The 15,603-nt window shown below is 64.5% G+C and carries 13 protein-coding genes; 3 read left to right on the forward strand and 10 right to left on the reverse strand.

Features of this window, described 5'->3' with window-relative positions:
• Positions 1-16: 16 nt before the first annotated feature.
• The 9 genes from araA to CH285_RS04475 all read right to left on the reverse strand — a co-directional run bounded on the left by araA (position 17) and on the right by CH285_RS04475 (position 10,797).
• Positions 17-1,501 (reverse strand): L-arabinose isomerase, encoded by a 1,485-nt coding sequence (gene araA / locus CH285_RS04435; protein ID WP_176456999.1) that lies wholly within the window; start codon positions 1,499-1,501, stop codon positions 17-19.
• Between the two features lie 35 nt (positions 1,502-1,536).
• On the reverse strand, positions 1,537-2,214 hold the full coding sequence (locus CH285_RS04440) for an L-ribulose-5-phosphate 4-epimerase (RefSeq protein ID WP_032401214.1): 678 nt from the start codon (positions 2,212-2,214) through the stop codon (positions 1,537-1,539).
• Entirely contained in the window at positions 2,211-3,884 is a 1,674-nt protein-coding gene (gene araB / locus CH285_RS04445; protein WP_027496162.1) for a ribulokinase, read from the reverse strand. Before araB ends, CH285_RS04440 begins: the two co-directional genes overlap by 4 nt.
• Positions 3,874-4,935, reverse strand: coding sequence for a LacI family DNA-binding transcriptional regulator (locus CH285_RS04450; protein ID WP_238325166.1), 1,062 nt, complete (start codon positions 4,933-4,935; stop codon positions 3,874-3,876). Before CH285_RS04450 ends, araB begins: the two co-directional genes overlap by 11 nt.
• Positions 4,932-5,969, reverse strand: a complete 1,038-nt coding sequence (gene yjfF / locus CH285_RS04455) for a galactofuranose ABC transporter, permease protein YjfF (RefSeq protein ID WP_255032488.1) — start codon at positions 5,967-5,969, stop codon at positions 4,932-4,934. The genes CH285_RS04450 and yjfF overlap by 4 nt, the downstream gene beginning before the upstream one ends.
• A complete protein-coding gene (locus CH285_RS04460; protein ID WP_094644577.1) occupies positions 5,966-7,030 on the reverse strand; it encodes an ABC transporter permease in 1,065 nt (354 codons plus the stop codon). The genes yjfF and CH285_RS04460 overlap by 4 nt, the downstream gene beginning before the upstream one ends.
• Positions 7,027-8,658 carry a sugar ABC transporter ATP-binding protein gene (locus tag CH285_RS04465; protein WP_094644578.1) on the reverse strand — a complete coding sequence of 544 codons (1,632 nt, stop codon included), beginning with the start codon at positions 8,656-8,658 and terminating at the stop codon, positions 7,027-7,029. The genes CH285_RS04460 and CH285_RS04465 overlap by 4 nt, the downstream gene beginning before the upstream one ends.
• Before the next feature lie 10 nt (positions 8,659-8,668).
• Positions 8,669-9,670 (reverse strand): ABC transporter substrate-binding protein, encoded by a 1,002-nt coding sequence (locus CH285_RS04470; protein WP_032383996.1) that lies wholly within the window; start codon positions 9,668-9,670, stop codon positions 8,669-8,671.
• A gap of 116 nt (positions 9,671-9,786) precedes the next feature.
• Positions 9,787-10,797 carry an aldose epimerase family protein gene (locus tag CH285_RS04475; protein ID WP_052055105.1) on the reverse strand — a complete coding sequence of 337 codons (1,011 nt, stop codon included), beginning with the start codon at positions 10,795-10,797 and terminating at the stop codon, positions 9,787-9,789.
• Between the two features lie 207 nt (positions 10,798-11,004).
• Between CH285_RS04475 and fdhA the strand changes: the two genes are divergently transcribed.
• Together fdhA and CH285_RS04485 are read left to right on the forward strand one after the other, a co-directional pair.
• Positions 11,005-12,222 (forward strand): formaldehyde dehydrogenase, glutathione-independent, encoded by a 1,218-nt coding sequence (gene fdhA, locus CH285_RS04480; protein ID WP_027496167.1) that lies wholly within the window; start codon positions 11,005-11,007, stop codon positions 12,220-12,222.
• A gap of 108 nt (positions 12,223-12,330) precedes the next feature.
• Complete coding sequence (locus tag CH285_RS04485) at positions 12,331-12,534, forward strand: zinc-ribbon domain-containing protein (protein ID WP_027496168.1); 204 nt, start codon at positions 12,331-12,333, stop codon at positions 12,532-12,534.
• A gap of 56 nt (positions 12,535-12,590) precedes the next feature.
• Here CH285_RS04485 and CH285_RS04490 read toward each other — a convergent pair whose 3' ends face one another.
• Positions 12,591-13,748, reverse strand: coding sequence for a beta-ketoacyl synthase N-terminal-like domain-containing protein (locus tag CH285_RS04490; protein ID WP_094644579.1), 1,158 nt, complete (start codon positions 13,746-13,748; stop codon positions 12,591-12,593).
• Between the two features lie 191 nt (positions 13,749-13,939).
• Between CH285_RS04490 and CH285_RS04495 the strand changes: the two genes are divergently transcribed.
• A complete protein-coding gene (locus CH285_RS04495; protein WP_094644580.1) occupies positions 13,940-15,547 on the forward strand; it encodes a diguanylate cyclase domain-containing protein in 1,608 nt (535 codons plus the stop codon).
• Positions 15,548-15,603 lie beyond the last annotated feature (56 nt).

A 15,603-nucleotide genomic window follows, 5' to 3' on the forward strand; every position in this document is an offset into this window, starting at 1 on the left:
GGCGGGCACTACCAGCTCACAACCTCGCTGCGAGTCGGTGGTACGCCGCGTTCCATCGGAGAGTCTGCTGGAACCCACGCGTCGTGGTGCCGGAATCGATGGCGAGCAGCTCGACACCGATCATGTCCGAGAATGCCTCCAGCACAGGCAGACCGATGGCGGTACTCAACACCGTGTGGTGGGGTGCGCCTGCGGTCAACCACGATTCGGCCGACACCGACAGTGAGGGCTGCGGTTCCCACACTGCGCATGCCACGGGTAGTTTCGGCAGCGCCTCGTCGGGCTCGACCACGTCGATCACGTTGGCCGTCAATCGGAATCGCTCACCGACGTCGGACAGTCCGACGACGACGCCATGCCCCGGATCGGCCGTGAATCGCAGCCGCACCGGATCCTCGCGGCCGCCGATCGAGAGTGGATGAATTTCCAGTGTCGGACGAGACGTCGTGATGGACGGGCACACCTCCAGCATGTGTGCACCGAGGATCTTCTCCTCACCGGGGACGAGGTGGTAGGTGTAGTCCTCCATGAAGGACGTACCGCCCTCCAGTCCCTCGGCCATGACCTTCATGCCGCGCAACAACATCGACGTCTTCCAGTCGCCCTCGCCGCCGAAGCCGTAACCGTCGGCCATCAGTCGCTGCACCGCCAATCCTGGCAACTGACGCAGGCCGCCGAGGTCCTCGAAATTGGTGGTGAACGCCTTGAACCCGCCGTCGGTGAGGAACTGCCGCATTCCCGCTTCGACGCGTGCGCCGTAGCGGAGGGAGTCGTGACGATCCCCGTCCTTGTCGAGGCTCGGTGAGAGGTCGTAGAGCGACCGATACTCGTCGACTAGTTCCGAGACGTCCGACTCGCTGACGCTGTCGACAACGTCCACGAGATCATTGACGCCGTAGGTGTTCACGGAGACGCCGAAGCGCAGCTGTGCCTCCACCTTGTCGCCTTCGGTCACTGCGACGTCGCGCATGTTGTCGCCGAAGCGGGCCAGTTTCAGCGAACGCAATTCGGCCCGGCCGAGTGCCGCGCGCGCCCACTGTTCCGCCCGCGTCCGTACCGACGGATTGTCGACGTGGCCCGCGATGGTGGTGCGCAGTACGCCGACCCTGGACTCGATGTGCCCGAACTCGCGATCACCGTGCGCAGCCTGGTTCAGATTCATGAACTCCATGTCGATCGTGGACCAGGGCAACGACATTCCGGCCTGCGTGTGCAGGTGCAGCAGTGGAACATCGAGCGCGTCCAGGCCTGCGATCCACATCTTGGCCGGCGAGAAAGTGTGCATCCAGGTGACGACGCCGATGCAGTCCTCGGCGGCGTTGGCCTCCCGCATGCACCGCAGGATCGCGGACGCGTCGAGCAGCACCGGCTTCCAGACGACGGATACCGGTAGTGCGCCGTCGAGTTTGTCTGCGATCTCCCGTGACTGGACTGCTACCTGCTCGAGCGTCTCGGGACCATAGAGGCCTTGGCTGCCGGTGAGAAACCATACTTCGGACATGGAGATGTACCTTCCGTGGAAAAATGTGGCGCTGATCAGCGCTGGCCGTAGACGTTCTGGTAGCGGTCGTAGAGTGCGTCGACCGACGCGCGGGGGATGGGAAGCGGTTGTCCCAGTTGATATGACAGGTGCACCGATCGGGCCACGTCCTCGCACATGACCGCAGCCTTAACCGCAGATCGGGCCGACGGGCCAACCGCGAAGACACCGTGGTTCTGCATGAGTATTGCCGGAGAGCGGCTGTCTGCGAGGGTGTCGACGATGCCGCGCCCGATCGAGTCGTCGCCGATCACGGCGAACGGACCCACCGGAATGTCGCCGCCGAATTCGTCGGCGCACATCGTGGTCACGACCGGAATGGGTTCTCCTCGTGCGGCCCACGCCACCGCGTAGGGCGAATGAGTGTGCACCACACCGTTGATATGGTCGAGGTGCCGATAGACGTATGCCTGCGCCTCGGTGTCCGAGGACGGCGCGTGGTCTCCTTCGACCACTCGGCCGTGCAGATCGCACACCACCATGTTGCCCGGTGTCAGGTCGTCGTAGGAGACGCCGCTCGGCTTGATGACCATGAGGTCTCGACCGGGAACGCGCGCGGACACGTTGCCCGCCGTCCACACGACCAGTCCGTAGCGCACCAGTTCCGCATGCAGTGCGCACACGTCCTTGCGAATCTCCTCGACGACCTCGCGAACATCGTCGACAACTGTCATTTCGCTTCCAGCTTCCTCGTCAGGGCTGCGCGACGCAGTGATCGCAGCCGGCGCATCGTCGGTACGTCCCGACCGAAGCGATCGTGCAGTTCCAGGTAGATCTCGTACAGCGAGTCGTATGCCTCCGAGCGGGACTCGTCCGGAACGAATGCACCGCGGCGGACCTTGCCCATCGACTTCGACGCCACCGGCACGTCCGGGTAGCAGCCTGCGGCCACTGCCGCGTGGATGGCGGAGCCCAAGGCGGGGCCCTGCGCGGACGCGATGACGGACAACGGCATTCGTAGCACGTCGGCGTAGATCTGCATCAGCAGTGGGTTGCGGGCCAGCCCTCCCGCCACGACGAATTCGTCGACGGGAACGCCGCTGTCGCGGAACGTCTCGACGATGACGCGGGTGCCGAATGCCGTGGCCTCGAGCAGTGCGCGGTACGTGTCCTCGGGCCGCGTCGCAAGCGTCGATCCGATGACCAGACCGGACAGTTCGTGATCGACCAGGATCGACCGATTGCCGCTGTGCCAGTCGAGCGCGACCAGACCGTGCTCGCCCACCTCTTGGGCCGACGCGAGCCGCGTCAGGTATTCGTGCACGGACTCGCCTGCGGCAGTTGCCGCTTCACTGTAGGACGCGGGAACTCCGGTGCGGGTGAACCACCCGAAGATGTCGCCGACCCCGCTCTGGCCCGCCTCGTACCCGTACGACCCCGCGACGATGCCGCCGTCGACGACGCCGCACATACCCGGAACGTCGTTCAACACGGTCGAACTCATGACGTGGCAGGTGGATGTTCCCATGATGGCGACCATGCGGCCCGATTCGACGGCACCCGCAGCCGGGGCCGTGACGTGCGCATCCACGTTTCCGACCGCGACGGCTATGCCCTCGGGCAATCCCGTCCATGCCGCGGCCTCGGCGGTCAACGTGCCTGCACGCGAGCCCAATTCGCCCAGTGGTTGGTCGAGCTTCTCGGCTACGAACCCACCGAACCCGGGCGCGAGCTCGGTGAGGAAATCGACGGAAGGGTACTTGCCGTCCTGATAGATGCCCTTGTATCCCGCGGTGCAGGCATTACGCACGTAGTTTCCGCACAGTTGCCAGACGATCCAGTCGGCCGCCTCGACCCACCGGTCCATGGCCTCGTAGATCTCGGCGTCCTCCTCGTGAATCTGCAGCGCCTTGGCGAATTCCCATTCCGAGGAGATCAAGCCGCCGTAGCGGGGGAGCCAGCTCTCACCGCGACGGGCGGCCAGTTCGTTGATCCGGTCGGCCTGTCCCTGCGCCGCATGGTGTTTCCACAGCTTGACGTATGCGTGTGGGCGATCGACGAACCGCGGGTCTTCGCTGAGCGGCGTGCCGTCCGCGTAGGTCGGCACCATGGTGCATGCGGTGAAGTCGGTCCCGATGCCCACCACCTGCTCCGGCGCGATGCCCGCGGCGGCCATCGCAGCGGGGACGGCGCGGCGTAGGACGTCGCGATAGTCGTCCGGCACCTGCAGAGCCCACGCGTCGGGAAGTCGCACGGTACTGCCGGGCAGGGTCTCCTCGAGTACGGCGTGGCTGTATTCGTGTACGGCAGATGCAATTTCGGCACCATCGGACACACGGACGACTACGGCACGGCCGGAGAGAGTGCCGTAGTCCACTCCTACCGTGTAGCGGTCATTGGACATGCGATTCTCCTTGTTGCGGTGCAACGGTTGTGGACGGTTTCGGTGCAGTGGTGCTGGACGATCGAACGACGAGTTCAGGATCGATGGACGCCTCGGGTGCGGCAGTGTTGTCCAGTGCCGCGCGCAGGACGTCGATTGCGCGTCTGCCGACTTCGGTGAAGTCCTGGCGGACCGTCGTCAGTGGTGGGATCAGGAAAGCAGCCTCGGGGATGTCGTCGAATCCGACGACGGCGAAGTCCTCGGGCACACGGCGGCCGCTCTCGTGGAAGGCGCGCAGCAAGCCGAGGGCCATCTGGTCGTTGGCGCAGAACGCGGCCGTGACGGTGTGGTCCTCGGCGAGGCGGAGCCCGTTCTCGTAGCCGCTGCGTGCGGACCAGTCGCCGCGCAGGACCGGTGTCCACGCCAGCCCGGCCTCGTCGAGCGCATCCTGCCACCCTTGTTCACGGCCGCGAGATTCGGTCCATCCCTGCGGGCCGGACAGATGCACGATGCGTTGGTGACCTGCCTCGATCAGGTGTCGGGTGGCCAACCGAGCGCCGCCGATCTGATCGATGCCCACGGTCCAGGTCGAGGTGGAGGGGTCACCTTCGACTACCACGACGGGAACGACGGACTCCTCGGATCGAGCCGCTGCCACAGCGTCGTCGGTGGCGGCGATCAACACGATGCCCTCGACGCCCTGGTCGTGCAGGTGATGCAGTGCGCCGACGAGTTCGTCGTGTGTCAGCGTTGCGAGACTGACTGCGCTGACGGAGAATCCGGCATCACGTGCCGCGCTCTGCACGGTGCGATGCGTGGTGCTCGGCCCCCAGAACCCGCCTTTGGAGCCGATGATTCCGATCGACGCGGAGCGTTTGGTGACCAGTGCCCTGGCGGCACGATTGGGACGATAGCCCAGTTGGTCGATGGCATTCTGTACCCGGTCGCGGGTTTCGGGGCGTAAGTTGTTCTGGCCGTTGATGACCCGCGAGACCGTCTGATGGGATACCCCGGCCAATCGGGCGACGTCGGTCATGACCGGTGCCTTACCGTCGATCCCTGTGTTGGTCACCTCTTCCTCGCCGTCAGCAGACGTTGGGCGAGAACGAACACCAGGAGCAGCACTCCGATCGTGATCCGCGTCCACCACGAGCTCAGGGTTCCGTCGAAGGCGATGAAAGTCTGTATGGCACCGAGGATCAGGACCCCCACCAGCGAGCCGAGGACGTACCCGCGCCCACCGGTGAGCAACGTTCCGCCGATCACCACCGCAGCGATGGCGTCGAGCTCCATGCCCACGGCGTTGAGGCTGTAGCCCGACAGTGCGTAGAAGGAGAACAGTAGGCCGGCGAGCGCCGCGCAGAATCCGCTGATCGTGTAGACGCCGACTTTCACGGCCGCCACCTTGAGCCCCATCAGCAGCGCGGACGCCTCGTTGCCGCCGATGCCGTAGACCGAACGTCCGAAACGAGTGCAGGCCAACACGTATGCAGCAATCGCCACTGTGGTCAGCGCGATCACCACGCTCCAGGTGATGGTGTAGCCGCCGGGAAGTTCGATGACGGCGAATGCGATCGAGGAGAACGTGTCGTCGGTGATCGGGATCGACTCGACACCGATCATGTAGCACAGGCCCCGGGCGAGGAACATCCCCGCGAGTGTGGCGACGAACGGCTGAATCTGCAGATAGTGGATGAGGGCACCCATGACGGTGCCGAGCGCGGCGCCGCACAGCAACACCACGGCCATGACCAGCAGCGGTGGCCAGCCCAATTGCAGTGTGCGCGCGGCGATCATCGTCGACAGTGCGACGACGGACCCGACGGAGAGATCGATTCCGCCGGTGAGGATGACGAAGGTCATCCCTACCGCGAGGACGATGAGGAACGAGTTGTCGATCAGCAGTGACAGGAACACCTGTGGATCGGCGAAGCCGCTGTAGCGGAATTCGCCGAGTCCGAACAGACCGACGAACAGCGCGAACGTGGCGATGACCGGCAGAAATCGAGACGGTGGGGAGTACCGCTTCACGCGGTCCCAGGTCGAGGGCGCGGTGCTCGGTGCTGCCGCGGTAGTCGTGGGGGGAGCAGTCATGAGGTCGCTCACGGTCGTACCGCCTTGGTGGAGTCGGTGCGGAACCACGTCCGCAGTGATGCGCGGGCTCGTGGTGATTGCAACAGGCAGACCACGATGATGACGACCGCTTTGAACAGGTAGTTGGCCTCGGAGGGGATACCGACATTGGTGATGGTGCGCGTGAGTGTGCCGATGAGCAGGGCACCGACGACGGTGCCGGCGATGGAGAATCGACCACCGGTCAGAGCAGTACCGCCGATGACGACAGCGAGGATGGCGTCGAGCTCGATCCACTGGCCCAGACTGTTCGCGTTCACCGAGTTGGTGTTCGCAGCGATGATCAGACCGGCCATTCCCGAGCACACCGCGGCGAACACGTAGACCGTCCAGACGATCGTCCGCGACTGGACGCCTGCCAATCTGCTTGCCTCCGGGTTGATTCCGACGGCTTCGACGAGCATCCCCAGTGCGGTCCGCCGGGTCAACAGTGCGGTTGCTGCCACGACCACGAGGGCGATGATCAGTGCCAGTGGAAGTTCGAGAAGCGTGCCCGACGCGAGCGTGCTGAAGGCCGGGTTGTTGACTGTCGTGATGTTTCCGTCGGTGATCAACATGGCCAGGCCACGTCCGGCGACCATCAGAATGAGCGTCGCGATGATGGGTTGAATCCCGAAGACCGACACCAGAAGGCCGTTCCACAGACCCAGCAGCAGACATACTCCCAGTGCCCAGACGACAGCCATGATCATCGTCGTGGTGGCACCCTCGTCCGATGCCGCGACGATGCGAGTACACGCAACGGCGGCAGCGATGACTGCCACTGCGCCCACGGAGAGGTCGATGCCGCGGGTTGCCACCACCAGCGTCATGCCGACGGCCACCAGAATGAGTGGCGCGGAGTTGCGTGCGATATCGACGATATTTCCGAACAGGCCACCGTTCTCGATTCGAATGTCGAGGAAATCCGGTGTCACAACGACATTGACGACGATCAGAGCTATCAGAGCCAGCAGCGGCCAGACGACCGGCTGGGCGAGGGCGGCACGTGCGCGAGCGGGCGCGCCGGCCGATGGTTCGAGGGTTTCGGTCATGATGCGACATTCCTGTCGGTGGTCGAAGTGGCGGCCGCGACGGGTTCGTCGGTGCGCACCCCGGCTGCGATGGTGGCGAGCACGTCGCCGACCGACACACCGTCGTTGATACGTTCGTCGATCTTGCGGTGATCTCGCATGACCACGATGCGGTCACTGAGGCGCAGGATCTCTTCGAGCTCGGCGGAGATGAACACCACCGACATTCCGCGCGCGGCCAGATCGGCCACCAGGGTTTGGATCTGCGCTTTGGCACCGATGTCGATTCCGCGTGTCGGTTCGTCCAGAATCAGAAGTTCGGGTTCGGTGATGAGCCAGCGGGCGAGGAGCACCTTCTGTTGGTTGCCGCCGGACAGGTTGCGCATCAACGCGTTCGGATCGGCGGGCCTGATGTCGAGTGCAGCGATGTACTCCTTGACGAGCTTGGTGCGGGTGGCACGGGGGATGGGACGAAGCCATCCACGCTTGGCCTGCAGAGCGAGCAGCATGTTGTCGGCCACCGTCAGATCGGCCACCACACCGTCGGCCTTGCGATCCTCGCTGGTGAGGGCGATGCGCTGATCGGCGGCCTGGCGTGGACTGCGAATGCGGTGCTTGGTCGCATGCACTTCGATCGATCCCGAGTCCGATCGATCGGCTCCACCGAGCAGGCGAGCAAGCTCGGTACGGCCGGACCCGAGCAGACCGGCGATGCCGACGACCTGTCCCGCATGCAGACGCAGATCGGTTGCTTCCAGTGCGCCCTTGCGTCCGATGCCCAACACTTCCACGACGGGCGTCTGTTCGTCGGAAACCATCACCGGCTCGCGGCTGTCGAGTTCGCGCAAGGTGTCCAGTTCCCGACCGATCATCAACTCGACCAACTCGAACTGCGGAGTGTCGGCGACCAGGCGCTCGGAGACGAGCTTTCCGTTGCGCAGGATCGTCATTCGGTCGGAGATCCGGTAGATCTGGTCGAGGAAGTGCGACACGAAGACGATCGAGGTTCCGTCTTCCCTCAGCCGTTCGATGACGGAGTACAGGGTTTCGACCTCGTCCTTGTCCAGGCTCGAGGTCGGCTCGTCCAGGATGAGGACGCGGGCGTCGACATCGACTGCACGGGCGATGGCGACGAGCTGTTGCACGGCGATCGGATGGTCCCCGAGGACCGACGACGGCTCGATGTCGAGGCCCAGCCGGTCGAGAGTCGTTCTGGCACGGCGGTTCATCGCTCGCGTGTCGATACCGCCGATGGCCCCCAACAGTTTTCCGGGTAGGCGTCGGGGCTCGCGGCCCAGGAGCATGTTCTCTGCGACAGTCAGATTCGGAAGTAGGTTCACTTCCTGGTAGACGGTGCTGATACCTGCAGCCTGGGCCGCGCTCGGCGTCGCGAACTCGTGTTCGGTTCCGTCGATCGTGACCGTTCCGCTGTCGATCGAGTAGACCCCGGTCAGTGCCTTGATCAACGTCGACTTACCGGCACCGTTCTCTCCCATCAGCGAATGCACCTCGCCGGGGAAGAGCCGCAACGACACCCCGTCGAGGGCTCGGACGGCACCGAAGGTGATCGAGATGTCTTTCATCTCCACGAGCGGAGTCGGCTCTGTGCTGGAGATCGGCTCCGCGGTGGGAACGGTGTCGGTATGCATGCGCCGACTTTCAGTACTGGCGGTCGGCGAGTACTGCTGCCGCCTGGTCGGGCGTGAAGGTGGTCTCCTCGGTGACGACCCTCTTGGGAACGTCCTCGCCCTTGACGACCTTGTCCGTGAGCTCCATCAGCTGCGGTCCGAGAAGTGGGTTGCACTCGACGATGAAGTCGATCTTCTTGTCCGCCAGTGCTTGCATTCCGTCCTTGACGGCGTCGACGGTGATGATCTTGATGTCTTTTCCGGGTACCAGCCCGGCTGCTTCGATGGCTTGGATTGCGCCCAGGCCCATGTCGTCGTTCTGGGCGAAGACGACGTCGATCTGGCCTCGATTGGAGTTGAGGAACGACTCCATCACCTGCTTGCCGCCGTCACGGGTGAAATCGCCGGTCTGTGACGCGGTGATCGCGATGTTCGACTGGCCGCCGATGGCGTCGCGGAATCCCTCGGCCCGGTCGATGGCGGGAGCAGCTCCGGTGGTTCCCTGCAGCTCGACCACGTTGATCTTGCCGTCGCCGGTGGTGTCCGCAGTGGCGCTGTTCTGCACCAGCCAATCGCCTGCCTTCTTGCCCTCCTCGACGAAATCGGAGCCGAGGAACGTGGCATACAGCGAATCGTCGGTGGTGTCGACGGAGCGGTCGGTGAGGATCACCGGGATGTTCGCGCGCTTGGCTTCCTGGAGGACCGGCTCCCATCCCGTCTCGACGACGGGGCTGAAAGCGATGACGTCGACCTTCTGCTGGATGTAGGTGCGAATCGCCTTGATCTGGTTTTCCTGCTTCTGCTGCGCGTCGGAGAACTTCAACTCCATGCCGGCTGCGCTGGCTGCGTCCTGGATGGAGGTGGTGTTGGCCGTGCGCCATCCGCTCTCGGCACCGACCTGGGAAAAACCCAATACCGTTGCGCCGTCACCGCCGCCGGAGGTGTCGCCGCCGCCTCCACTACTGCACGCACTCAGGACGATCGCACCACTCAGAATGAGCGCGCTCGCCGCAAAAATTGTCTTCGACGCCATGGTGATCTCCTCAATGTCGCCACTCCACTGTGACGTGTGCAACACAGTGTGAGCGTTAACATCGGGCTGCGTCAAGACTTGAAACGTTTAATTTCCAAAATTTTGTGAGCGCTCACTCAAGCGTGAAGTGCAGAAAATCTCCACTCGATCAAGGACCGATACGTCTGGCCCGGTCGCAGTACCGCAGAGGGAAAGTTCGGGTGATTCGGTGAATCGGGGAACAGCTGGGGTTCGAGCGCAATGCCGTCGCCTTGGCGCAGCATCGCGCCGCGCCGAGACACGTCGCTGCCGTCCAGGAAGTTGCCGGTGTACACCTGCACGCCGGGCTGATCGGTCCACAGTTCCAGTGTCGTTCGACTTCGCTCGGAGCTCAGGATCGCCGCACGCCGAAGCCCCGTACCGTCGACGACGAAGTTGTGGTCGACACCGCGGGCGGTCCGCAGCTGCGGATGAGTGGCTCGGGCCAGGTCTCCGACCCGTCCGGGCCTGCGCAGATCCAGCGCGGTGCCGTCGACGGAATCGACGGCACCGGTCGGAATTCCCTCGGCATCGACCGGGGTGTACGTCGAGGCGAACACCTGCAGGGTGTGATCGTCGATACCGTGGCCGTAGAGATCGAAATAAGCGTGCGACGTCAGGTTCACCACCGTCGGCGCGGTGGTCGTCGCCGTCGACTCCAACCGCACGCGATCGGTCGTGACGGAGAACTGGGCCCGCGCACGGACTTCGCCCGGGTAGCCCTGATCGCCGTCGGGGCTGATCAACTCGAACTCGACCGAATCCGGTGATCGGCCGATCACCGTCCAGGGTCGTGAGTCGAAGCCGTCGGTTCCGCCGTGCAGGTGGTTGGTGCCGTCGTTGATCGTCAGTTGCACCGCTTGTCCGTCGATCTCGAACCGGCCGTCCTTGATCCGGTTGGCGTACCGGCCGACGGTGGAGCCGAAATAGGCGGTGGACGAACGAAGCTCGCGCTCGCCCGCCACGCCGACGAGAACGTCGCGGCGCTCGCCGTCTCCTCCGGTCACCGACATTCGTTGCATGGTCGCGCCGTAGGGGAGTACCTCCACCTCCACCCCGGGCGAACTTCCGATGGTGATGGTCTCGTTGTGAGCGTCGTCGGTGGGCACCGGTCGACGATAGCTCCGTGGAGTGAGATCGGCCCCCGGATTGCTTCGTGCGGCGGGCGACACACCGTGTATTCGTAGGTGCGCATACTATGGTGTGATGCAGGCCACTTCACTGCGTATCGACTGGCTCGATGAGATGAAAACAGTTGGTGCGCAGGGGAGCTCGGTCTGTCGATCGCAGCCGGACACCGTCGAACAGGAGAAATCGTGGCAGACAACAGAGCAGTGACGTACGCCGGACCAGGCAAAGTCGAGGTTCAGGACATCGCATTTCCGGGCCTGGAATTGACCGATGGCCCCGGCGTGAATCCGGCCAATGTCGGCCGTAAATGCGAACACGGCGTGATCCTGAAGGTGGTCTCGACCAACATCTGCGGCAGCGACCAGCACATGGTCCGTGGACGCACGACGGCACCCGAGGGTCTGGTGTTGGGGCACGAGATCACCGGCGAGATCGTCGAGGTCGGGCGAGACGTCGAATTTCTGAAGGTCGGCGACATCTGCTCCGTTCCGTTCAACATCGCCTGCGGACGGTGCCGAAACTGTAAGGAGCGCAAGACCGGTATCTGCCTCAACGTCAACCCGGATCGACCTGGCTCTGCGTTCGGTTACGTGGACATGGGCGGATGGGTGGGCGGCCAGGCCGAATACGTCATGGCACCGTACGCGGACTTCAATCTGCTGAAGTTCCCCGACCGGGATCAGGCGATGGAGAAGATCCTGGACTTGACCATGCTCTCCGACATCTTTCCGACCGGATATCACGGCGCGGTCACCGCGGGAGTGAAACCCGGTGCGACGGTGTACATCGCGGGTGCGGGCCCGGTCGGTCTGGCGGCCGCGGTCGGCGCACAATTGCTGGGCGCGTCGGTGGTGATCGTCGGCGACATGAACGCCGACAGGCTGGCGCAGGCACGAACGTTCGGCTGCGAGACCGTCGACGTGGGCAAGGGCGCGCCGCAAGATCAGATCGAACAGATCCTCGGTGTCCCGGAGGTCGACGCTGCGGTGGACGCGGTGGGATTCGAGGCTCGCGGACACGGCGGAGACTCGTCCCACGAAGCACCGGCCACGGTGCTCAATTCGCTGATGGACATCACCACCGCGGGCGGTGGCATCGGAATTCCCGGGCTCTACGTCACCGGCGATCCGGGCGGCGTGGACGAGGCCGCACAACGCGGCGCTCTCTCGCTCAGCCTCGGCACCGGTTGGGCGAAGTCGCTCTCGTTCGCCACCGGGCAGTGCCCGGTGATGAGCTATCACCGGGAACTGATGAATGCCATTCTCAAAGAACGAGTGTCGATTGCGAAGGCGGTGAACGCAACGGTCATCACTCTCGACGACGCACCGCGCGGCTACCGTGAATTCGACAGCGGAGTCGCACAGAAATTCGTCATCGACCCGCACGGCATGATCGCGAGCTGACAGTTTTCGGCCCAGCACTCGTTCGAGCCACCGCCTCGGAACGCGAGGGTGGCTCGAACGACTGCTGCGCCGAGTCCGGCAGCCGTTCGAGCCACCTATGCTTGGATGATGTTCCTACTCTTCGGCTTCGGCAGCAAGCGCAAACACGTCGGCCCTGGCGCAACGCGAAACTGCCCGCGGTGCCACAACACGACCCAGTGGGCGAGAATGAAGCAATACCAGCAATTCACGCTGTTCTTCGTCCCGGTTGCGCGGTGGAAACGCGTCGAATTCGAGGAATGCGGAATCTGTGGGGCCGGGGTGTCGATCTGAACGGGCTCGCGCGCCCGTGACGGTGCGGGCGCGCGAACCATCCGGCAGACCGTCGCTCACGCAGGAGCCAGCACCACCACCGAATTGTGTCCTCCCATTCCCAGTGAGGATTTCATCGTCAGACCTGGCTCGGCCGCGGTGAATCCGTCGAGCAACAGCGGGTGTCCGTCGGAGACCTGTGGGGCCGCAGGAACCAGTCCGCGATCGAATCCCATGACGGCAGAGATGGTTTCGACGGCCGACGCCGCGCCTTGGCAATGCCCGGTGAGCGGCTTCACCGAATACACCTGCGCGTGTGAGCCGAGCACCGTCTCCAGCATCTCCGTTTCCGCGGCATCGCACTGAGCGGTGCCTGGCCCGTGCGCATTGAGGTAGCGCACCTGGCGCGCCGTGGCACCGGCGTCCGTCAGGGCGGCTTCGAAGCAGTCCCGTACCTGCGTCAGGGCCGGGTCGATGGACGTCGCGTGGAACGCGTCGTGAGTCATCGAACCGCCCAGTACCCGCGCGTACGCAGCATCGCTACGGTTGGTGAGTACGAAAGCTGTTGCTGCTTCGCCCATTCCGAACCCACGACTACCTTCCTGGAACGGTCGGCAGCCCTCCTGAGGTTCCACGTCGACCACCCCGACGCCGAGCGCGACGAAATGGTCGATGTTCTCCGGCGTCAGAGACAGGTCGGTGGCGACGAAGACGACGTCGTCGACGAAGCCGGTATCGAGCCACATCTTGGCGGTGAGAAGGCCGGCGTTGCCCGACGCGCACATGGCCGAGACGTTCATCGCCGGGCCGTGAAAGCCGTGCTCCTGCATCAGCAGTGATACCGGGGTCGACGGCATCAGCGTCAGGTAGTCGCGCACCCGCCGCACACCGCCGTCCTCCAGATAGAAGTTGCGCCACTCGTCCACTTCACCCAGGACGACCGCATGCACCAGACCGACCCGCCGACCGGGCCGCCAGCCCCGAGCGAGTGCGTCGTCGATGGCCTCGCGTGCGGCGCCGCGCAGTGCGCGGCCGAAGCGGCTGGTGCCGTCGTCGGTCTGCCCGCCGTCGGGCACTTTCGCAAGCCACACCGGGTTGCGGCCCGGGTGTGACCGGTTGTGGTGCAAGGTGGCGGCAGCCTTACCGCTGGCCAGACCGGTCCACAATGCGGCCGTACCCCAGCCGTAGCCGGACACTGCGCCGATCCCACTGATGTCGATGCCGTGAGATGTCATGATCGATTCCCGTTCCTTCTCGAGTTGTACGAGCCGTTTTCGGCTGGTTCCTCGATTTAGCCCCGCAAACAAGCACTGGGTCCAGTCGGAAAACGGACATAAGCATCGAACCGTGCAGAAGATTCCGGCTCGGCCCACAGAAGTGGTTGAATCGAGTGTCGACAGACCGCCTACGAACGCGAGGACCGCAGATGGCCCCAGGGGAGCGCGACGTCGTCGGCGACCCCGAAGCCGATCCCGAGTCGCCCGGTCTCGCAGATCGTTATCGGGTTCTGATCGAACACTCGCCCGACGCGATCGTCGTCCACCGGCGAGGCAACCTTGTCTACGTCAACCCTGCGGGGCTCCGGTATCTGCGCGCCGACAGTCTCGGTGCGGTGGTGGGCCGTCCGATCACCGACTTCATCGCGGCCGCGTCGATCGGGCCGATGCTCGAGCGCATCGCCGCCCTGGACGTGCACGGAACCGCCAGTTCGGCCTCCGAGGCAGACGTACTCGCCCTCGATGGATCGACTCTGACCATGGAGGCGGTCTCGGTCCGCACGGTGTGGAACGGAGAACCTGCATTTCAGGTCATCCTTCGCGACCTCACCGAACACAAGGCCGCACAGAAGGCGCTGCACTATCAAGCCGCGTTGGTCGAGCACGTCAGCGACGCCATCGTGGGGGTGTCCTCCGACGGGGTCGTGTCCAGTTGGAATCCTGCCGCGGAGTCGGTCTACGGACGACGCGCAGCAGATGTGCTCGGCCTCTCCGTATCGAATGCAGTGGGGGTGCCCTGCGACCCGGTGGCCATTCTCGCGGCCGGCGGCCGGCTGTGGGACTCGCATCTGCGCGCGGACGGGACGGCGTTGGCGATGGTGGTCTCCGCGGCCCAGATGCCCGACGGGTGGGTGTTGGTCTGCGCCGACCAGAGTGCCGTCCGCCGGGCCGAGGAGCATTACACCGCCGTGGTGGAATCGCTGGAGGCAGGTGTCGTCGTACTCGACCACGGCGGTCGCATCACGTCGGCGAACCTCGCGGCGAAGACGATCCTCGACATCCAGGTGGGATCGGCGACGACGGGACAGTCCGCTGTGCTGCCGTTCCGGGTGTACGGCACCGATCAGCAACCCATTCGGCGACTCGAGCACCCCGTGGCCGTCACCGGCAGAACCGGGAAGCCGAGCCAGTCGGTGATCGGAATCGAACGTCGTCGGGACGGACGACATTTCTGGCTTTCTCTGACTGCGACCATGCTCAACTTCGGCGGCCCGTCACCCTCGATCGTGGCAACGTTCGTCGACGTCACCGATGCCTATCGGACGAGCATGAAGCTCGAACACGCGGCAACACACGACGACCTCACCGGGCTTCCCAATCGCCCGCTGATTCTGGCGCGGCTCGACCAGGAGCTGTCCCGGTCGAGTCGGGAGGATGCCATGGCGGTGTTGTTCATCGACCTCGACAACTTCAAGACCATCAACGACCTGCACGGACATACGGTCGGTGATGCCGTACTCGGTATCGTGGCCGCGCGGTTGACGCGGGCTCTGCCCGACGACGCATTCGTCGGACGCATCGGCGGTGACGAATTCGTGGCTGTGGTGCCGTGCTGTGTGGGGTCGGAGGCGGACGACGTCCGGGCGGAACTCGCAACCCCGATCACGACGGCAGATCGAGAACTGACGGTGACCGCCAGTATCGGCTGCGTGACCGTCGGCAGTGGTGATCCTCGCACTGCCCTGGACATTCTCGACGATGCCGACCACGAGATGTATCAGGCCAAGCCGGTGTCGCAATACTCAGCGCAGTCGTAGCGTTCGGTAACGAACAGGCACGACTGTGCACTGTTGTTACTCGTGGGGCTCGTGCG

Origin of the sequence: Rhodococcus sp. 05-2256-B1, assembly GCF_002258465.1 — a bacterium.
Taxonomy (GTDB): Bacteria; Actinomycetota; Actinomycetes; order Mycobacteriales; family Mycobacteriaceae; genus Rhodococcoides; species Rhodococcoides fascians.